Origin of the sequence: Acinetobacter indicus CIP 110367 (assembly GCF_000488255.1) — a bacterium.
GTDB lineage: Bacteria > Pseudomonadota > Gammaproteobacteria > Pseudomonadales > Moraxellaceae > Acinetobacter > Acinetobacter indicus.
On record NZ_KI530754.1, the window covers coordinates 726,524 to 743,701 of the forward strand.

Here is a 17,178-nt window from a genome sequence, read left to right on the forward strand (position 1 = left end):
CCTATACACTAGGCGATGCAGATGACAATTCAATGACCAAAAATCAGCCATAAAAAAAGGCCTCCTTAGAGACCTTGAGTTGTTTTAACTCTTAGTGTTTGGCGGCACGGTTGGTAATTAAAGTGCCCACTCCATGGTCAGTAAAGACTTCCAGCAAAGAGGCATGTGGCACACGGCCATCGACAATATGCGCACTGACCACGCCATTTTTGACGGCATCCAGCGCACAGCCTACTTTCGGAATCATACCGCCATAAATTACGCCGGTTTCAATTAACTGATCGACTTCCTGAGTGGTTAAACCGGTCAGCAGATTCTTGTTGGCATCCAGTACACCCGTAATGTTGGTCAACAGAATCAGTTTTTCTGCGCCCAAAGCTTCAGCCACCTTACCAGCGACCAGATCGGCATTAATATTATAGGTATTACCGTCTTCGTCGACGCCTAACGGCGCAATCACCGGAATAAAATCGCTTTGGGTAAACATTTCCAGTACGTCGGTTTTCACGCCGACCACTTCGCCGACCAAGCCTAAATCAATTTTCTGTACTGAGCCATCTTCTGCAGTTTTTTCCATCAGCAGTTTTTTGGCCCGAATCAGGTTGCCATCTTTACCGGTCAAACCAATGGCACGGCCGCCATGCTGGTTAATTAAATTGACGATAGATTTATTCACACTACCGCCAAGCACCATTTCTACCACTTCCATGGTCGCCGGATCAGTCACGCGCATACCATCAATACGGTCAGATTCGCGGCCCAGCTGTTTCAGGAAGGAATCGACCTGTGGACCACCGCCATGCACCACAATCGGGTTTAAACCGACCGTTTTAAGCAGCACAATGTCACGTGCAAATGAACTTTCCAGCTCAGGATCGGTCATGGCATTGCCACCATATTTCACGACCAGCGTTTTACCCATAAAACGTTGAATATACGGCAAAGCTTCTGTCAGAATCTGTGCTTTGTCGATGCCAGTCTGTTGCTGTGGCATGCGCCTCTCCTTATTGAGCATCTAAAATGTCTTGAGCAATCTGCGGATAACGGTTGCTCAGCATGGAAACAAAGGTATGACGAATATCCGCTAATCGTGCCGGATTATCGGCATCAAAACGTACTGTAAAATATTCGCCCGTATTCGATGCTCGAATAATGCCAAAACCATCTTCAAAATCAAGTCGAACGCCATCAATTTTACTTAATTGTGCGGCCAATGGCTGACTTAAGGTTTCAAGCTCATGTAAAACATGCGCTGAAGCAATGTTGTGAGTGCTGATATAAGTATCTTCAGTACAACAGCGTTCAGGATATTTGGCCAGCAGTTCAGACAGGCTTCGCTCCGGGCGCTGGCTTAAATATTCCATCACCCGCAGCGCGGCATACAGGCCATCATCATAGCCAAAGCCGCGCCCGTCATTAAAGACATAATGCCCGGCATATTCACCACCAAACACTGCGTGTCCCTTTGATTGCGCCAGATACTGACGCAGGAAGGTGCTGCCGGTACGAATCATTACCGGATGGCCACCCAGCGCGCGTACCGTGTTACGCACCATGGTCGAACACTTCACATCAAACACCACTTCATGCTGTAGATGTTGCTGTAAACACATTTCGGCAAACAATGCCAGCAAACGGTCTGCACCAATCACTTTGGCCTGCTCATCGACCAGAACCAGACGGTCGCCATCGCCATCCAGTGCAATGCCTAAATCTGCCTGATGCTGCTGTACCGCCTGTTTCAGCTTGCTTAAATGTTTTTCCTGAGAGGGATCTGGGGCATGATCGGGGAAATGACCATTGGCTTCACAACGAATCGTGATCAGCTCACAGCCCAGTTTTTGCAAGACCAGCGCAGCGCAGCGGCCGGCTGAACCATGCAGACCATCGAGTACCACCTTAAAACGGCGCTGTAATTGAATATCATCGAGTAGCGCCTGCTGATACTGCAGGCAAAATTCCGGATAAATCTGATGCAGCTGTTCAGCCACAGGCTGCTGCCGATGCGCCAGAAAATAGTTGCTGGCATGAGCCGCCACCTGCTGGATCTTGTCTGGCGTCGGGGGTTCACCGCCCAGAATCCATTTAATGCCATTGTCAGATTTGGCATTATGACTGGCCGTGACCATAATACCATTGCCATCAAACTGGCGGGCAATGTAATACAGCATCGGACTGGAACAGCAGCCCATTAAGGTCGGGCTTAAACCCTGCTGCTGGAGCACCTGCATGATCAGATCGGCATAGGCCGGACTGCTGAGTCGGGCATCATAACCAATCACCACACGCGTGCTGCCCGTGTTTTTAATTTGTACGGCCAAACCCAACGCCACCGCTTGCACCAGTTCAGGCGTCAGCAAAGTCACCTTGCCACGAATGTCGTAAGCACGGAAAACCTGAAAAGGGAAACTGGACTGTTGAATATCCATGGCAGAACTACTTTATATATGAATAGGGAGAATGATTGTTTTAGGCTTTTTAATATAAGAACTGATTCTATGCGGCCGAAAACAGAATTCACGCTACAAAATGTAATTTTAAGTGTTTGTTGCGTTACTTTCTAGCGTGTTGTGATAAAGCCTAATGTTTAGGCTTTATCATTCAAGCAGATTTTAAGCTTTACCGGTATGGCCAAAACCGCCAGCACCACGTTCGGTGGCTTCAAATTCATCGACCAGATCAAACTGGGCTTGTGCCACCGGCACCAGCACATATTGCGCCAGACGCTCACCTGGTTCCAGGCTAAATGCAGTTTGACCACGGTTCCAGACCGACACCATCAGTTCGCCCTGATAGTCAGAATCAATCAGGCCAACCAGGTTGCCGAGCACAATACCATGTTTATGGCCCAGACCCGAACGTGGCAGGATTAAACCGGCAAAATGCGGATCTTCAATATAAATCGCCAGACCAGTTTTGACCAATACGGTTTGACCCGGCTCAATGACGGTGGTCTCATTTACGCAGGCACGCAAATCCAGACCTGCCGAACCAGAGGTAGCATAGGTTGGCATTGGCCATTCTTGGCCCAAACGTGCATCAAGCACTTTTACCTGAACTTTCATCAGTTATTCCTGTTTATATCAATGATATGGTTTAGCGTTTAATTAACGCACGTAAATTTTCCAGATAATGCTGGGCCTGCAGTTTCGGATCGATATCGCCAGCCAGCTTTTTCTTGCGACCCAGCCATTCCAGCTCATCTTGTGGCATTTCATCCAGGAAGCGGCTTGGGGTCATCTGTTTCATCTGCCCGCCAGCCTTACGCTGCTCGGCCAGGGTAATGGTGAGGCCTTGACGCGCACGGGTAATGCCCACGTACATTAAACGGCGTTCTTCTTCAACCGTTTCAGCCACAATCGAGTTTTTATGCGGCAGAATTTCCTCTTCCAGTCCAATTAAATAGACATACGGAAATTCCAGACCTTTGGAGGCGTGCAGGGTTAATAAGTTGACCTTGTCAGTGTCTTCTTCTTCCTGTTGCTGCTCCAGCATATCCAGCAGCACCATTTTACGGATCACGCTTTCAATATTTTTTTCGTCAACATCTTCAGCGCGGTTAATCAGGCTTTGAATACTGCTGTACAGTACTTCAATATTGTCCAGTTTGGTCTTTTCCTGCGCAGGCGTGGCAGCGCTTTCCTTGACGTAGTCAATATAACCGGCTTCATTCATCATCTGGCGGATAATTGGCACCGGTTCGTCATCTTCCAGCAATTCACGGGTAAAGTTCTGGATAAAGTCGGCAAACTCGGCCAGCTGAGTCGTAGCTTTTTTCGGAATGGCCATAGTCAAACGCTGATCACCCGCGGCTGCCAGCAAGGACAGATGGTTTTCCTGTGCAAATAAGCCCAGTTTTTCCAAGGTCACCGGGCCGATGGCACGTTTTGGCGTGTTGATAATGCGCAGGAAAGCACTGTCATCTTCCGGGTTAATAATCAGCCGTAAATAGCTCATCACATCTTTAATTTCTGCCCGGGCGAAGAAAGACTGACCTCCTGACAGCTTGTACGGAATCTGCATCTGGCGCAGCTGGGTTTCCAGAATACGCGCCTGGAAGTTACCGCGATACAAAATCGCATAATCTTTCCAGTTTTTACCGTTCATCAGTTTATGCGTGATCAGGTCTTTGACCACGCGCTCTGCTTCATCATCATCATTGCGGCAGGTAATCACCCGGATGACTTCACCATGGCCTTTGTCCGACCAGAGTTTTTTGTCAAAAATATGCGGGTTATTGCCAATTACAGTATTGGCCGCTTTTAGAATCCGGCTGGTGGAGCGGTAGTTCTGCTCCAGCTTGATCACTTTTAAATTTGGGAAATCTTCTTTTAAGAGCGCCATATTTTCCGGTTTGGCGCCGCGCCAGGCGTAAATGGACTGGTCATCATCCCCTACGGCGGTGAACTGTCCCATTACCCCGACCAGAAGTTTGACCAGAATATACTGCGCGGTGTTGGTGTCCTGATACTCATCGACGAGCAAATAACGCACCCGGTTTTGCCATTTATCGCGGACTTCAGCATTTTCCTGCAATAACCGGGTTGGCATCACAATCAGGTCATCAAAATCGACTGCGTTATAGGCACGTAAATTACGCTCATACAGCTGATATAAATGCGCCATCTGGATATCTTCTGGCGTTTCACAGGTGGTATGTGCCTGCTCCGGTGGAATCAGGTCATTTTTCCAGTCCGAAATCATTTTCATGGCCCGCGCAATCAGCTCTTTGCTTTCTGCACCCGATAAATTGTCGCGATGCATCAGATCCATCAGAATGCGTTTGCAGTCGTCGGCATCCAGAATCGAAAAGTTGGCTTTAAGCGGGGTATGTTTCAGCTCTAAACGCAGTAAATTTAAACCGAACGTATGGAAGGTCGAGACCGAAAGACCTTTGGCTTCTTCACGCGACAGCAACTTACCAACCCGCTCTTTCATTTCACGCGCAGCCTTGTTGGTAAAGGTCATGGCGGTAATCCGGTGCGCCGGAATACGGCATTGCTGCACCAGATAAGCAATTTTCCGGGTAATCACCGAGGTTTTACCTGAACCTGCACCTGCAAGCACTAACAAGGGTCCTTGAGTATATTTCATGGCTTCAAGTTGCTTGTCATTGAGTTGACTTGCCAGTGACATAGTGTTTCCTCTATTTCGGTTCGAGCTCGATTATAGTCATCTCCACCACAGTTGCCTAATCTAAAATGCTGCTTTTCTGGTCATAAAAAAAACCACCCGAAGGTGGTTTTTTGAATTCTGGACCGAATTACTGGATCGCGTAAATGCTGATCTCAACACGACGGTTTTGTTCACGGCCTTCTGCAGTTGCGTTAGACGCGATCGGGTTCGATGAACCGTGACCTTGGGCATTAATACGTGCAGTTGATACACCACGAGATGCCAGGTAGCTCGCTACAGATTGCGCACGCGCCTGAGATAACGGGATGTTGATAGAGTCATTACCAGTGCTGTCAGTATAACCTGTCACCAAGATACCGCTCTTGTTATCTTCAGTCAGAACTTGCGCCACTTTATCTAGAGTTGCATAGAAGTTTGGCTTGATGTTTGACTTGTTGGTATCAAAAGTAATGTTACCTGGCATGATCAGGCCAACAGAACCATCTGGGTTACGGTTAACATCTACACCGGTACCAGCCATTTGTTGACGTAATTTTTTCTCTTTATTGTCCAGGTAGATACCTGCAGCACCACCGAGTACCGCACCAATTGCTGCTGCACGGTTGTTTTGTGCGCTGGTATTGGCGTTCCCTTTAGAAATACCATAACCTGCTGCCGCACCAATAATGGTTCCTAATCCGGTTTTGTCATATTCTACGCCGCCCAGGTTATTACCAGTGGTTTGACAACCTGTTAATACCATTGCCCCGACTACTGCTGAAATTGCTAGTGCACGCATCGCATGCCTCCTTACTTGTGTTTTTCGTATATGGGAAAGTTTGGATGAAATAAAGTGCTTAGACCATTGATTTTTTGTTAATAAATAAACTTTTATTTACAATTTGCAATAATCTCATGTTGTTCTACGCATAAGTTCGCCATAATTCCTACACAGTTTCACTTCAACACTTTTTTATTTTAAAAACAACAATTATATTGGGCAGAACTTCGTATAAGTTGTTTTTATATTCAGGACTGTTTATGTCATCTAAAACCAATAAGCAACCGCTCTTAAAAAAAATCACAAAAGGGCTTACGGTCAGCTCAGTGATCACCGGCAGCACTTTTTTACATGGACCGCCGGTACTGGCTTTGGGCCTGACCAAATTGTTCAAGAAATCGGCCAAGGTCGACCAGACCAATATCCAGATTACCAACAGCTGGCTGAGTGTCAACAACTGGCTGATTGACCATGTATTACCCAATACCCACTGGGACATCAGTATTGAAGATGGTCTGGAACTGAGCATGCAGGGCCGTTATTTAATGACCTGTAACCATCAGAGCTGGGTCGATACCACCGTCAACCAGTATTTCGGTTTAACCCGCATGCCGCTGACCCGTTTCTTTACCAAATGGGAACTGATCTTCATTCCTTTTGTCGGACAGGCCTTTAAAATTCTGGGTTTTCCAATGATGAAACGGCACACCAAAGAACAGATTGCCAAAAATCCGGCGCTAAAAGACCGCGATATGCTGGAAGCGCGTAAATCTTGCGAGCAACTACTCAGCCAGCCATTTACCCTGCTCAACTATCTGGAAGGCACGCGCTTTACCCAGGAAAAACATGATCAGCAACAATCACCGTATCAGCATCTGCTGAAACCCAAAGCTGGCGGTCTGGCGCTGGCGCTGAATATTCTCGGCAATGAAATTGATGCGCTGGTAGATATGACCATTGTGTATCCGGACGGCGCACCGGGTTATGGTGAATTCTGGCTGGGTGAAGTGCCACGTATTGCGGTCAATCTGCGAAAAATTGACATTCCAGACTGGGTCTTGGGTGGTGACTATGAAGAAGATGCCGCATATCGGGAACGTTTTCAGGACTGGGTGCATCAACTCTGGACAGAGAAAGATCAGCTCATTCATGAAATGAAACAGAAATTTGCTGAGCAGTAAGCGAGTACCAAAAGCATTATGAAGAAACGCGAAGAGCCGGTGATCAAATCTTCCTTTCACTTTGTCAGAAAGGACTCATGGAGCTGGAAAGTAGTGCTGGTATACGACATCTTTATGATGGCGTTAATTCTCATCAACCTGTTCTGCCTGAGTGCCAATGCCATTTTGATGAGTGATTTTGGTGACTGGCTTTTCAACTTTATTCAGTTGCCGGAGGTACTGCAATTTTATCGCACAGAACTGCGTCCCTGGGTCATTATTACCGAAGGCTGGTTTACCACCTTCCTGATTATCGAATTGCTGGTACGTTGGGGCCTGGCGATTATTTTCCGGCATCATGCCCGCTGGTGGTTCTTCCCCTTCGTACACTGGTATGAAGTGCTGTCGATTCTGCCACAGCTGCGTTTTCTGCGTTTATTACGTGCCGTGGCAATTGGCTACAACCTATATAGTCATGGCTACAAGGTCATCCCGGACAGCATCTTCCGACGTGCCAACTTTTATTACAACCTGGTGATGGAAGAACTGTCGAGCCGGATTGTGCTGACCATTGTCAATAACCTGCAACGTGAACTGAGCAGCAGCACTGGTCATCGCCAGTTTATTGATGATCTGGTCGAGCAGCACCGCAAACTGCTGGCCGCAGCACTGGCCGACATCTTGCAGCAATCTTTGGGTAAAGAATTGCAGAGCCAGCGTCAGAGCATTGCCGAAAATGTCGGTCAGGTGGTGAGTCAGGCCATTGAAGATACCCCGGAGCTGACCCAGTTACTGCGCCTGCTGCCAATTGTCGGCGGACGTATGGAACGGCAGATTCAAAGCATTGGCCAACGTTTGGGCGAAAATATTACCCAAGGGCTGATTCAGCCTTTTGCCCATCATGACACCCTGCCAGATAATGTGGCCTATGCGCATATTGCTGACAAAGTCAGCCAGATCGAGATTGAACATAATCCGCATATTGATGCGTTGGTAGAATCTGCGGTATTTGAAACCCTGGAAGCCATTCGCAAACAGGTGAAAGTGAAAAAGTGGCAACAGATCCTGAATGAGCAGGAAACTGACAAAGAATAGCCAGCAATAAAAATATTTAAACCTTCGGCTAGAGTATTCGGCCGAATTGTTCTAGGATTTGCTCTATTTACAACATTTACTTCGACAACAATGAACAGGTCAGAAGTCTTAAGGAATCATTATGGCTGACATACGGATAAAAGGCAGAATGGTCAATGCGATTCGCATTAGCTTAGATACAGATGATCATGATGCGATCCGCCAGCAATTGAGCCCAATGTTACAAAAAGGGTTTCCACCCCAAATTCCGGCGGTGATTGAAAGTTCGGTAGATCAGGAGTTAATTGCCCTGATTCAACTGCTGATTGATCTGAATGTACAGCCACTGGCCGTGGTGGAAGGCATTCTGTCGGAACAGGCGCGTGCCATCCAGTTCCCGGTAATTCCGCAAGATCGCCAGTTACAGCAGATCAAAGCCACCCAGGAACAGGTCATTGAAACCCCGGCAGAAGAGGAAGCGCCTGCCGCAGAAGCTGCGGTGGTAGAAGCTGCACCGGCACGAATTTCGCATGTGACCTCTTATCACGATGAAATTCTGCGTACTGGTCAATGTCTGGTCCAGAACCAGGGCGATATTATCTTGAAAGCTGGTATTAACAGCGGTTCGGAAGTGATTGCTTCAGGAAATATACATATTTATGGTAGCGTTCGTGGTAGAGTCATTGCCGGCGCAGGTGGGAACAGTTCAGCACGAATTTTCTGTCATTCCCTAGAAGCAGAATTGGTATCTATTGCAGGCACTTACTGTGTGGCGGACGATATTCCCCCGCACGTAACGAAAAAACCGGTACATATTTACCTAAATGACAACCAAGAGCTTGTATTTGAAGCTCTGGAATTTTAATGTATAAATAAACACCAAAAAACCCCATACACAAAAGGGGGATTTAAACCATAACAGGAGTGGATTCGGTGGCGAAAATTGTTGTCGTAACATCAGGCAAAGGTGGCGTAGGTAAAACTACAACGAGTGCATCTTTTGCAACAGGTTTAGCCCTACGTGGCCACAAAACTGTTGTTATCGATTTTGACGTGGGTTTGCGTAACCTAGACTTGATCATGGGTTGTGAACGTCGCGTTGTTTATGATTTTGTGAATGTTTTAAATAATGAAGCGCGTTTACAACAAGCATTAATTCGCGATAAAGATATTGAAAACCTTTATATTTTACCTGCTTCTCAAACCCGTGATAAAGATGCCCTGACCGATGAAGGCGTGGCACGTGTCATGGATGAGCTTGCTCAAGAGTTTGATTACATTATCTGTGATTCACCTGCAGGGATTGAGCGTGGCGCCATTTTAGCTATGTACCATGCCGATGAAGCGATTATTGTGACCAACCCTGAAATTTCTTCAGTACGTGACTCGGATCGTATTATTGGCATGCTCGACAGCAAAACCAAAAAAGTAGAACAAAACGAAGGACGTATCCGTAAGCATTTATGTATCACACGTTTCAATCCGGAACGTGCCGATAAACAGGAAATGCTCACCATTGACGATATTTCAAAAGATATTTTACGTGTACCGACTTTAGGTGTAATTCCAGAATGTAAAAGCGTTCTGCAAGCATCTAACGAAGGTAAGCCAGTCATTCTGTATAGCGAAACTGAAGCGGGTCAGGCGTATGATGACCTGGTGGCACGTTTCTTGGGTGAAGAGCGTCCATACCGTCACATTACTGCTAAACCTAAAGGCTGGTTAGCACGATTATTTGGAGCGTAATTATGGCAGGATTCTGGAGTAAATTATTTAGCAGCGAAGAAAAAGCATCAAGTGCTCAAACCGCCAAGGATCGTTTAAAAGTCATTGTTGCTTCTGAAAATGGTTTAGGCCGCCGCCTGAGCCAGGACAAAATTGACCAGATGAAAAAAGAAATCATGCAGGTCGTGAACCGCTATGTCCGCGGTGTCGATGAACAGCACATTCAAATGTCGGTACGTTCTGAAGCCAACATTGAAATGCTTGAAATGAATATCAATTTGCCTGAAGAGCGATAATCTGATTTTTGATTAGTCAAGCAAATTGAATCAAGGCAGAATATGAGGCTGGAGTAGCAAACTTAAAGCATTGCTTTAAGGATTTGCCCAGCCGCAAGACGAGAAGCTGTGCTTCAAGATAAAGTGCACAAAGACACTTTGCCTCTTGCGAACTCATATTTTGCCTTTTTTTCATTTCGAAAAACTATTCCAGGAGATTGCGATGGCATTGTCTCAACCAGCAACATTCAATGAAGAATGGTCAGATGAGCGTGTATTTGCCTACCTGAATCAGCTTCCTCCGAATGGTGTGAATGCTGATTTCCATGTGCTTTACCATGCATTTAAACATATGCGCCCAGCAGACTATGAGCGTTTACTGACCCAGTTTGTTGCCGATGGCCGTGATGTAAATGCCACCAATCCTGAAGGACAGCGCATTCATGACGTGATTGCAGAATTCCCGCGCCAAAGCGCAGAATTCTTGGCAGTACTGGCAAAATTTGCTTAAGTCGCACTGCCGATAAAAAGCCCACCTATTGGTGGGCTTTGTTTATAAAGATCGAGAACAGCTTAAACCAGAATTTCACGCTTGCCGTTCGGACCCTGTTCACTGACAATACCCTGCTCCTGCATCTGATCGACAATACGCGCCGCACGGTTATAACCGAGGCTAAACTTACGCTGTAAAGACGATACCGATACTTTACGGGTTTCCAGCACAAAGGCCACACACTGGTCATACAGCGCATCACGGTCGGAGCCGCCATCACCACCATCTTCAAAACCACGTGACGCTGGTTCTTCATCAAATGGAGTCAGAATTTCATCGACATAATCCGGTGAACCCCGTTCACGCCAGGCATCACAAATCCGGTTGACTTCATCATCGGAAATAAAGGCACCATGCACACGTTCCGGTTCAATTTTACCTGGTCCGAGGAACAGCATGTCACCATGACCAAGCAGGTCTTCTGCGCCGCCGGCATCCAGAATAGTCCGTGAGTCAATTTTCGAGTTCACACGCAAGGCAACGCGAGTCGGGATATTGGCCTTGATCAGACCGGTAATGACATCCACCGATGGACGCTGGGTAGCCAGCAATAAGTGAATCCCCGCCGCACGTGATTTCTGTGCCAGACGGGTAATCATTTCTTCGGCTTTTTTACCCACCTGCATAATCATGTCGGCAAACTCATCCGCCACAATCACAATTGATGGTAACGGCGTCAAGCGCGGTGCGCGTTCCTGGGTTGCTGAATCGCCCGGTTTCCAGGTTGGATCAATCAGGTCTTCGCCATTGGCTAGGGCTTCTTCGACTTTGCGGTTATAGTCGCTGAGTTTACGGATTTTCAGGAATGACATCAGCTTATAACGGCGTTCCATTTCATTGACACACCAGTTCAGGGCGCTGACGGCATCTTTCATATCCGTCACTACCGGCGTTAACAAATGCGGAATATCGTTATAGTTGGCCAGTTCCAGCTGTTTCGGGTCAATCAGAATTAAACGCAGTTGATCCGGCTTGTATTTAAGCAGCATCGACAGAATCATCGAGTTCACCGCCACCGATTTACCCGAACCGGTGGTCCCCGCAACCAGCATATGCGGCGCTTTGCCCAGTTCGGTAATCACCGGATTACCAGAAATATCTTTACCCATCGCCATCGACAGGATGCCATCCTGATCTTCAAATTTCGGGGTTTGCACCAGCTCAATCAGACGCACCATTTCACGGGTACTGTTTGGCACCTCAATACCGATATACGGTTTACCCGGAATCACCTCGACCACACGTACCGAGGCCATCGACATGGAACGGGCCAGGTCACGGGAAATATTGGTGACTTTCGAGGCTTTTACCCCCGGCGCCAGATCCAGCTCAAAACGTGTAACTACCGGTCCCGGCTGCGCTTCCACCACTTTGGCTTTGACATTAAATTCCTGCAGCTTGATTTCCAGCAGTTCAGATAAACGCTCCAGCTGCTCTGCGGTGAAGTTGACCTTTTTATTTGGATCGACCTTATCCAGTAGCTCCAGCCCCGGTAATGGTGATAAATCACGACGTTTCTCTGCGACCTGCATGGCGCGTGACATTGGACGACCCATGGCATCGGTTAATGGTGCATCAAAGTCAAACTCATCTTCCTCTTGCGGTTTGCCGGCAGTTTCATGCCAGGCCTCAATGAATTCTTCTTTCGATAAGGCTTCTTTCACCGCGTCATTGACCACTGGTGCAGCCGCTGTTGCGGTCGTCGCAGCCTGATGCTGGATTGGCGCCTGTACAAAGGCCGAAGACTGCGCATAAGTACTGGTGGTTCTTGGAGCAGGTGCTTCTAGCTCCAGATCATCAACCAACAGATCATCCAGCCCTTCAAATTCTTCATCACTCAGACGGTTTTTCGGGCTTGCATACTGCGCTGTGGCAGCCGATGGCATTTCAACTGCTTGTGCGTCTGGCACCGGCTGAATGTGCGGCGCGGGTTCAGGCTGCGACTGACTATTAAACGGACTGTGCAGATCCTGAGCAGCTTTCCCATTCGGTACAGCAGCCAGCAATTCATCAAAGATTTCATCATCATCCCAGTCAATATTAGACTGCGGCGTATTCGATGCAGGCGGTGCATCATGCACGGGTTGGACCACTGCATTAAAATGATCTTTCGGTGCGTGCGGAATCTGGTCCTGAGAGGCGCGCAACAATTCATGAATATCCTGACTGTGCTTCTGGTCAGCATCATCATTCAGGGCGCGCCAGACTTCACCGGTTGCCACCACACGCTGACTGTCCTGGGTCAGGCGATGGGCTTTTTCGACCGTCTGCTCAAAGGCCTGCTCTTCTTCATCTAGCAGATCCTGCTCTGCAGAACGCTGCTGTTCACGCTCGACCATATCATCAAACAGACGCTCAGCCACCTGTTCATGACGGGACACCGCTGGTGCCACCGGAGCTTCTTCGACTTCACGATGTTCTGGTGCCGGTGTAACCACTTCAGCTGCGGCTGGCGCAGTGGCCACCACTGTTTTTTTAACGACCGGTGCCGGTTGATCCGCTTTAGGCACATCACGGTAAAACAGGTCTTGTAAATAAGCTGGCGTGGCTTTTAAAGTCACCCAGGTCCGGTTCCATTTAATCCCAAAGGCCAGTGTAAACAGGACACCCCAGAACACCAGCAGGAAAAAAGCTGCACCATAAATAGTGAGCAGCTGCGACAGGCTCTGCCCCAGTTCATACCCAATAATCCCGCCAGAAGCATTTTCCAGTGTATCGGCCGGCACTTGCCAGAACAAATACAATAGACTGGCAGTGGCCAGCAAAATAAAGAACTGCGCCGCATAACGGAAAGGACGGTTCAGGAAACTACGCGGCCACCACACCTGAATGGCTTCAATAAACAGGTACAGCGGAATCAGCAGACTGGCCCAGCCCAAAAAGCCGAACAACAGGTCGGCAATCCATGCGCCGGCGACCCCGCTGGCATTGGACACCTGCTGGGTATCACTAGACAAATGCATCCAGCCCGGATCAAAAGGGGTATAGGTGACTGTCGCAAGGAACAGATAAATCCCGAATGAAACCAAAAATAATGTCATTATTAAGCGCTGTGCATAAGCACCCGACACCGCAGTCATATACTGTCCTGTAACCAATTTTTCATAAATGTTCTTGTGCAACCCGCCAGTTTGGCATGGCCATAAAATAGATATTATGCACCTGTTGCAGCAAAAAAGATGCAAGATTATTGAAGTCAGTTGTTAACTTTTTCTATATAGCTTAAATCGATTTCTATGATCAATAATATCCACAGAATCTCACACAACTGTTATACAGTTTCACGTATAATTCCATAAATTGCTCAATAATAAAAGGATGCTACAGATGGGTGCTCGTCATTCACGTTTGATTATTTTAGGTTCAGGACCTGCAGGTTATAGTGCTGCTGTTTATGCTGCACGTGCCAATTTAAAACCAACCTTAATTGCAGGTTTACAACTCGGTGGTCAACTTACGACGACAACAGAAGTAGATAACTGGCCGGGCGATCCGGAAGGTCTGACAGGACCAGCGCTCATGGAACGTATGCAGGCCCATGCAGAACGTTTCGGGACCGAAATTGTCTATGACCATATCAATGAAGTCGATTTAAGTGTGCGTCCATTCGTGCTCAAAGGCGATATGGAAGAGTTCACCTGTGATGCCTTAATTATTGCCACCGGTGCTACGGCTCAATACCTCGGTCTGGAGTCTGAAGCCAAATTCATGGGCCAAGGTGTTAGTGCCTGTGCCACCTGTGATGGTTTCTTCTACAAAAACCAGAACGTGATGGTAGTCGGTGGTGGTAATACCGCAGTTGAAGAAGCGCTGTATCTTTCCAATATCGCCTCTCACGTGACCCTGGTACACCGCCGTGACAGCCTGCGTTCAGAGAAAATTCTGCAAGATCATATTTTTGCCAAAGAAAAAGAAGGCAAAATCAGCATTCTCTGGAACAACCAGGTCGATGAAGTCCTGGGTGATGCACAATCTGGTGTGACTGCCGTACGTTTGAAATCTACTGTCGATGGTTCAACCCAGAATGTAGATGTATCTGGTATGTTCGTGGCGATTGGTCACAAGCCAAATACGGGCATGTTCGAAGGCCAGTTAAACCTGCGTGATGGTTATATTCAGGTTCAAAGTGGTACTGCCGGTAACGCAACCCAAACCTCTGTACCGGGCGTATTCGCAGCCGGTGACGTGGCAGACAGCGTCTATCGTCAAGCGATTACATCAGCTGGTTCAGGCTGTATGGCAGCCCTAGATGCTGAAAAATATCTGGATGCCCTAGGTGAATAATTTTGCCTAAAGCACGAGCCGCCCAATCCGGGCGGCTTTTTTATGTATGATAGAGATCTGTTTCGATTCAGAGTATCTGTATGACCGCACTTGCACCCACTCAATTTATTTTCCCCCATCCTGATGAAGCTGATCCACAGGGTGAAGGACTGATTTGTATTGGTGCAGACCTGTCCCCCTCGACCCTGTTTGAAGCTTATACCCACGGCCTGTTTCCGTGGTTTTCCGACGGTGATCCGATTTGCTGGTGGAGTCCCGAGCCGCGCTGCATTATCCGCCCTCAGGATTATCATCCAAGCAAGTCACTGCTGCGTAACATGAAAAAAGGTGATTACCGGATTAGCATCAATCAGGCCTTTGAACGGGTGATTCGCTGTTGTTCGCTGCCACGGGCTTATGCCAATGACACCTGGATTTCCGAAGACATCATTCAGGGCTATATTGACCTGTTTGAGGCCGGTTATGGCTATAGTGTCGAAGTCTGGGAGCAGGATGCGCTGGTCGGTGGTTTGTATGGCGTCACCATTGGCCGCGGCTGCTTTGGCGAGTCAATGTTTAGCCAGCGCACAGATGTCTCTAAAATGGCGTTTTATACCTTAATGCTGATTGGCCGCGACAACGCCCTGCCCTGGATTGACTGCCAGCTGGTCAATGACCATCTATTAAGTCTGGGCGCCTGTACAATAACTCGCCAAGCATACTTAAAATCGTTACAAGATGTTGTAAAACAGCCGGCGATAGATTGGAAAAAATACCAGGAGGGTGTATTTTCAAGTAAAACAATAGCGCAAAACGACTCATTGGATGAATAAATAAAGAGGGATTGCCATGAATTCATATCAACCGAAATCCCTGCTCAACGAATTACAATATTATATTACACCGCCGCATAACTGCAGTTATCTGGATGATAAATCTGCTCGCATGGTATTTTTAGATCCGGCGCACCGGATTGATGTGGTGACCCTGTCCGAACTGTCACGCATGGGCTTTCGTCGTAGCGGTGACTTTGTCTATCGACCGGAATGCCATTTATGCCGTCAATGTCTGTCTTCGCGCGTGCCGGTACACGAATTTCAAATGAACAGCACCCAGAAAAAAGCCTGGAAACGCAATCAGGACCTGCACGTCACCATCCGCTCTACCCAAGAAGCCAATGAACAGCATTATGCGCTGTATGAGCGTTATATTAATGAACGCCATGCCGATGGCGATATGTATCCGCCAAGTCAGGATCAGTTTGAAAAATTTCTGGTGCACAGCTGCACCGACAGTTTCTTTTTAGAGCTTTGGCACCAAGACCGGCTAATTGCGGTCTCGACCTGCGACCTGCTCGATGATGGCCTGTCTGCGGTGTATACCTTCTTTGATCCGGATGAAAACCGCCGCTCCTTGGGCGTATTTGCGATCTTAAAGCAGATTGAACACACCCAGAAACTCGGACTGCCTTATGTTTATTTAGGCTATTGGGTGCCGCATTCCAATAAAATGAATTATAAATCGCAGTATGTACCGCTGGAATTGCTGATTGATGGCCAATGGCGCCGGCTCAACCGCAGCTTAAGCAGCGAAGAAATCCGGCAATTGGGAAACTCTCTCATGACCACCCTGCCCAGTGGTTGGAATAATTCGATTATCAAATAAAACCCAATAATTTTAAAAATTAAGGTGATGAGAAGAGCGCGGCAAAATCATCACTACAGGCTTTAACCATAATAACCGCATGTTCACGTGTGCCATCCGGATTTGGATAATAATTTTTGCGCACATCAATCTGATGAAAGCCAGCTTTTTCATATAGACGGATGGCCGCGGTATTGCTTTCACGCACTTCCAGAAAAATTTGTACCGGCTGATTCGGCAACTGCTCAATCGAATGCTCCAACAGCTGATAACCTAGTCCATTCCCCTGCTGGTCAGGCGCAACCGCCATCAGCAACAGGTTAGCTTCATCCAGCACCGGTTGCAAAATACAGAACCCGACCAGCTGTCCTTGCTGCTCGATTACGGTACATTGATAGCTGTCTACCGCTTCAGCAAACTGTTTCAAGCTCCAGGGATGGCTTTGTACCTGTTGCTCAATGTTAAATACACTATGGATATCAGCGTGTTGCATTAAACGAATCATCTTCGTTCATCATCGGTCAAAACAAAGTTCGCATTATAAGAGCTCTGGATAAAAAATCGAGCAAAAAAAAGGGCAATTTTCAT

Annotated in this window: 16 protein-coding genes; 9 read left to right on the forward strand and 7 right to left on the reverse strand. The window is 47.5% G+C overall.

Features of this window, described 5'->3' with window-relative positions:
- Positions 1 to 91 precede the first annotated feature (91 nt).
- The 5 genes from argB to P253_RS08220 form a co-directional block, all read right to left on the reverse strand.
- Positions 92 to 994, reverse strand: coding sequence for an acetylglutamate kinase (gene argB / locus P253_RS08200; protein ID WP_016659457.1), 903 nt, complete (start codon positions 992 to 994; stop codon positions 92 to 94).
- Between the two features lie 10 nt (positions 995 to 1,004).
- Complete coding sequence (locus tag P253_RS08205) at positions 1,005 to 2,429, reverse strand: phosphomannomutase/phosphoglucomutase (protein WP_016659458.1); 1,425 nt, start codon at positions 2,427 to 2,429, stop codon at positions 1,005 to 1,007.
- Positions 2,430 to 2,612: 183 nt separating this feature from the next.
- Entirely contained in the window at positions 2,613 to 3,065 is a 453-nt protein-coding gene (gene dut, locus P253_RS08210; RefSeq protein ID WP_016659459.1) for a dUTP diphosphatase, read from the reverse strand.
- 31 nt (positions 3,066 to 3,096) lie between these two features.
- Positions 3,097 to 5,136 (reverse strand): UvrD-helicase domain-containing protein, encoded by a 2,040-nt coding sequence (locus P253_RS08215; protein ID WP_005179787.1) that lies wholly within the window; start codon positions 5,134 to 5,136, stop codon positions 3,097 to 3,099.
- A 127-nt stretch (positions 5,137 to 5,263) separates the two neighbouring features.
- Positions 5,264 to 5,914, reverse strand: a complete 651-nt coding sequence (locus tag P253_RS08220) for a YiaD family glycine zipper/OmpA-like lipoprotein (RefSeq protein ID WP_016659460.1) — start codon at positions 5,912 to 5,914, stop codon at positions 5,264 to 5,266.
- Positions 5,915 to 6,156: 242 nt separating this feature from the next.
- On the opposite strand from P253_RS08220, the gene P253_RS08225 reads away from it, so the two are divergent.
- From P253_RS08225 to P253_RS08250, 6 genes are all read left to right on the forward strand, one after another.
- The gene (locus P253_RS08225; RefSeq protein ID WP_005179793.1) at positions 6,157 to 7,077 is read left to right on the forward strand and encodes an acyltransferase; all 921 of its coding nucleotides are present in this window, start codon (positions 6,157 to 6,159) and stop codon (positions 7,075 to 7,077) included.
- 18 nt (positions 7,078 to 7,095) lie between these two features.
- Positions 7,096 to 8,151 (forward strand): hypothetical protein, encoded by a 1,056-nt coding sequence (locus P253_RS08230; RefSeq protein ID WP_035363269.1) that lies wholly within the window; start codon positions 7,096 to 7,098, stop codon positions 8,149 to 8,151.
- Between the two features lie 121 nt (positions 8,152 to 8,272).
- Positions 8,273 to 8,995, forward strand: coding sequence for a septum site-determining protein MinC (minC, locus tag P253_RS08235; RefSeq protein WP_016659462.1), 723 nt, complete (start codon positions 8,273 to 8,275; stop codon positions 8,993 to 8,995).
- A 68-nt stretch (positions 8,996 to 9,063) separates the two neighbouring features.
- Positions 9,064 to 9,876 (forward strand): septum site-determining protein MinD, encoded by an 813-nt coding sequence (gene minD / locus P253_RS08240; protein ID WP_005179808.1) that lies wholly within the window; start codon positions 9,064 to 9,066, stop codon positions 9,874 to 9,876.
- A 2-nt stretch (positions 9,877 to 9,878) separates the two neighbouring features.
- Positions 9,879 to 10,151, forward strand: coding sequence for a cell division topological specificity factor MinE (minE, locus tag P253_RS08245; RefSeq protein WP_005179812.1), 273 nt, complete (start codon positions 9,879 to 9,881; stop codon positions 10,149 to 10,151).
- Between the two features lie 202 nt (positions 10,152 to 10,353).
- Entirely contained in the window at positions 10,354 to 10,641 is a 288-nt protein-coding gene (locus P253_RS08250; protein WP_016659463.1) for a PA4642 family protein, read from the forward strand.
- 62 nt (positions 10,642 to 10,703) lie between these two features.
- Here P253_RS08250 and P253_RS08255 read toward each other — a convergent pair whose 3' ends face one another.
- Positions 10,704 to 13,763: a DNA translocase FtsK gene (locus tag P253_RS08255; RefSeq protein WP_016659464.1), complete on the reverse strand. Its 3,060-nt coding sequence runs from the start codon at positions 13,761 to 13,763 to the stop codon at positions 10,704 to 10,706.
- A gap of 247 nt (positions 13,764 to 14,010) precedes the next feature.
- Between P253_RS08255 and trxB the strand changes: the two genes are divergently transcribed.
- The 3 genes from trxB to P253_RS08270 all read left to right on the forward strand — a co-directional run bounded on the left by trxB (position 14,011) and on the right by P253_RS08270 (position 16,611).
- Positions 14,011 to 14,967, forward strand: a complete 957-nt coding sequence (gene trxB, locus P253_RS08260) for a thioredoxin-disulfide reductase (protein ID WP_016659465.1) — start codon at positions 14,011 to 14,013, stop codon at positions 14,965 to 14,967.
- Positions 14,968 to 15,047: 80 nt separating this feature from the next.
- Positions 15,048 to 15,779: a leucyl/phenylalanyl-tRNA--protein transferase gene (aat, locus tag P253_RS08265; protein ID WP_016659466.1), complete on the forward strand. Its 732-nt coding sequence runs from the start codon at positions 15,048 to 15,050 to the stop codon at positions 15,777 to 15,779.
- Between the two features lie 16 nt (positions 15,780 to 15,795).
- Positions 15,796 to 16,611 carry an arginyltransferase gene (locus P253_RS08270; protein WP_005179833.1) on the forward strand — a complete coding sequence of 272 codons (816 nt, stop codon included), beginning with the start codon at positions 15,796 to 15,798 and terminating at the stop codon, positions 16,609 to 16,611.
- A gap of 19 nt (positions 16,612 to 16,630) precedes the next feature.
- Here the strand turns inward: P253_RS08270 and rimI are convergent, their stop codons facing one another.
- The gene (rimI, locus tag P253_RS08275) at positions 16,631 to 17,095 is read right to left on the reverse strand and encodes a ribosomal protein S18-alanine N-acetyltransferase (protein ID WP_016659467.1); all 465 of its coding nucleotides are present in this window, start codon (positions 17,093 to 17,095) and stop codon (positions 16,631 to 16,633) included.
- Positions 17,096 to 17,178 lie beyond the last annotated feature (83 nt).

Coding starts and splice junctions, on each gene's coding strand:
- trxB (WP_016659465.1), top strand. CDS start 14,011: ATGGGTGCTCGTCATTCACGTTTGATTATTTTAGGTTCAGGACCTGCA.
- P253_RS08255 (WP_016659464.1), bottom strand. CDS start 13,763: ATGACTGCGGTGTCGGGTGCTTATGCACAGCGCTTAATAATGACATTA.
- minE (WP_005179812.1), top strand. CDS start 9,879: ATGGCAGGATTCTGGAGTAAATTATTTAGCAGCGAAGAAAAAGCATCA.
- rimI (WP_016659467.1), bottom strand. CDS start 17,095: ATGATTCGTTTAATGCAACACGCTGATATCCATAGTGTATTTAACATT.
- aat (WP_016659466.1), top strand. CDS start 15,048: ATGACCGCACTTGCACCCACTCAATTTATTTTCCCCCATCCTGATGAA.
- P253_RS08250 (WP_016659463.1), top strand. CDS start 10,354: ATGGCATTGTCTCAACCAGCAACATTCAATGAAGAATGGTCAGATGAG.
- P253_RS08220 (WP_016659460.1), bottom strand. CDS start 5,914: ATGCGTGCACTAGCAATTTCAGCAGTAGTCGGGGCAATGGTATTAACA.
- P253_RS08230 (WP_035363269.1), top strand. CDS start 7,096: ATGAAGAAACGCGAAGAGCCGGTGATCAAATCTTCCTTTCACTTTGTC.
- P253_RS08225 (WP_005179793.1), top strand. CDS start 6,157: ATGTCATCTAAAACCAATAAGCAACCGCTCTTAAAAAAAATCACAAAA.
- P253_RS08215 (WP_005179787.1), bottom strand. CDS start 5,136: ATGTCACTGGCAAGTCAACTCAATGACAAGCAACTTGAAGCCATGAAA.
- dut (WP_016659459.1), bottom strand. CDS start 3,065: ATGAAAGTTCAGGTAAAAGTGCTTGATGCACGTTTGGGCCAAGAATGG.
- argB (WP_016659457.1), bottom strand. CDS start 994: ATGCCACAGCAACAGACTGGCATCGACAAAGCACAGATTCTGACAGAA.
- P253_RS08270 (WP_005179833.1), top strand. CDS start 15,796: ATGAATTCATATCAACCGAAATCCCTGCTCAACGAATTACAATATTAT.
- minC (WP_016659462.1), top strand. CDS start 8,273: ATGGCTGACATACGGATAAAAGGCAGAATGGTCAATGCGATTCGCATT.
- P253_RS08205 (WP_016659458.1), bottom strand. CDS start 2,429: ATGGATATTCAACAGTCCAGTTTCCCTTTTCAGGTTTTCCGTGCTTAC.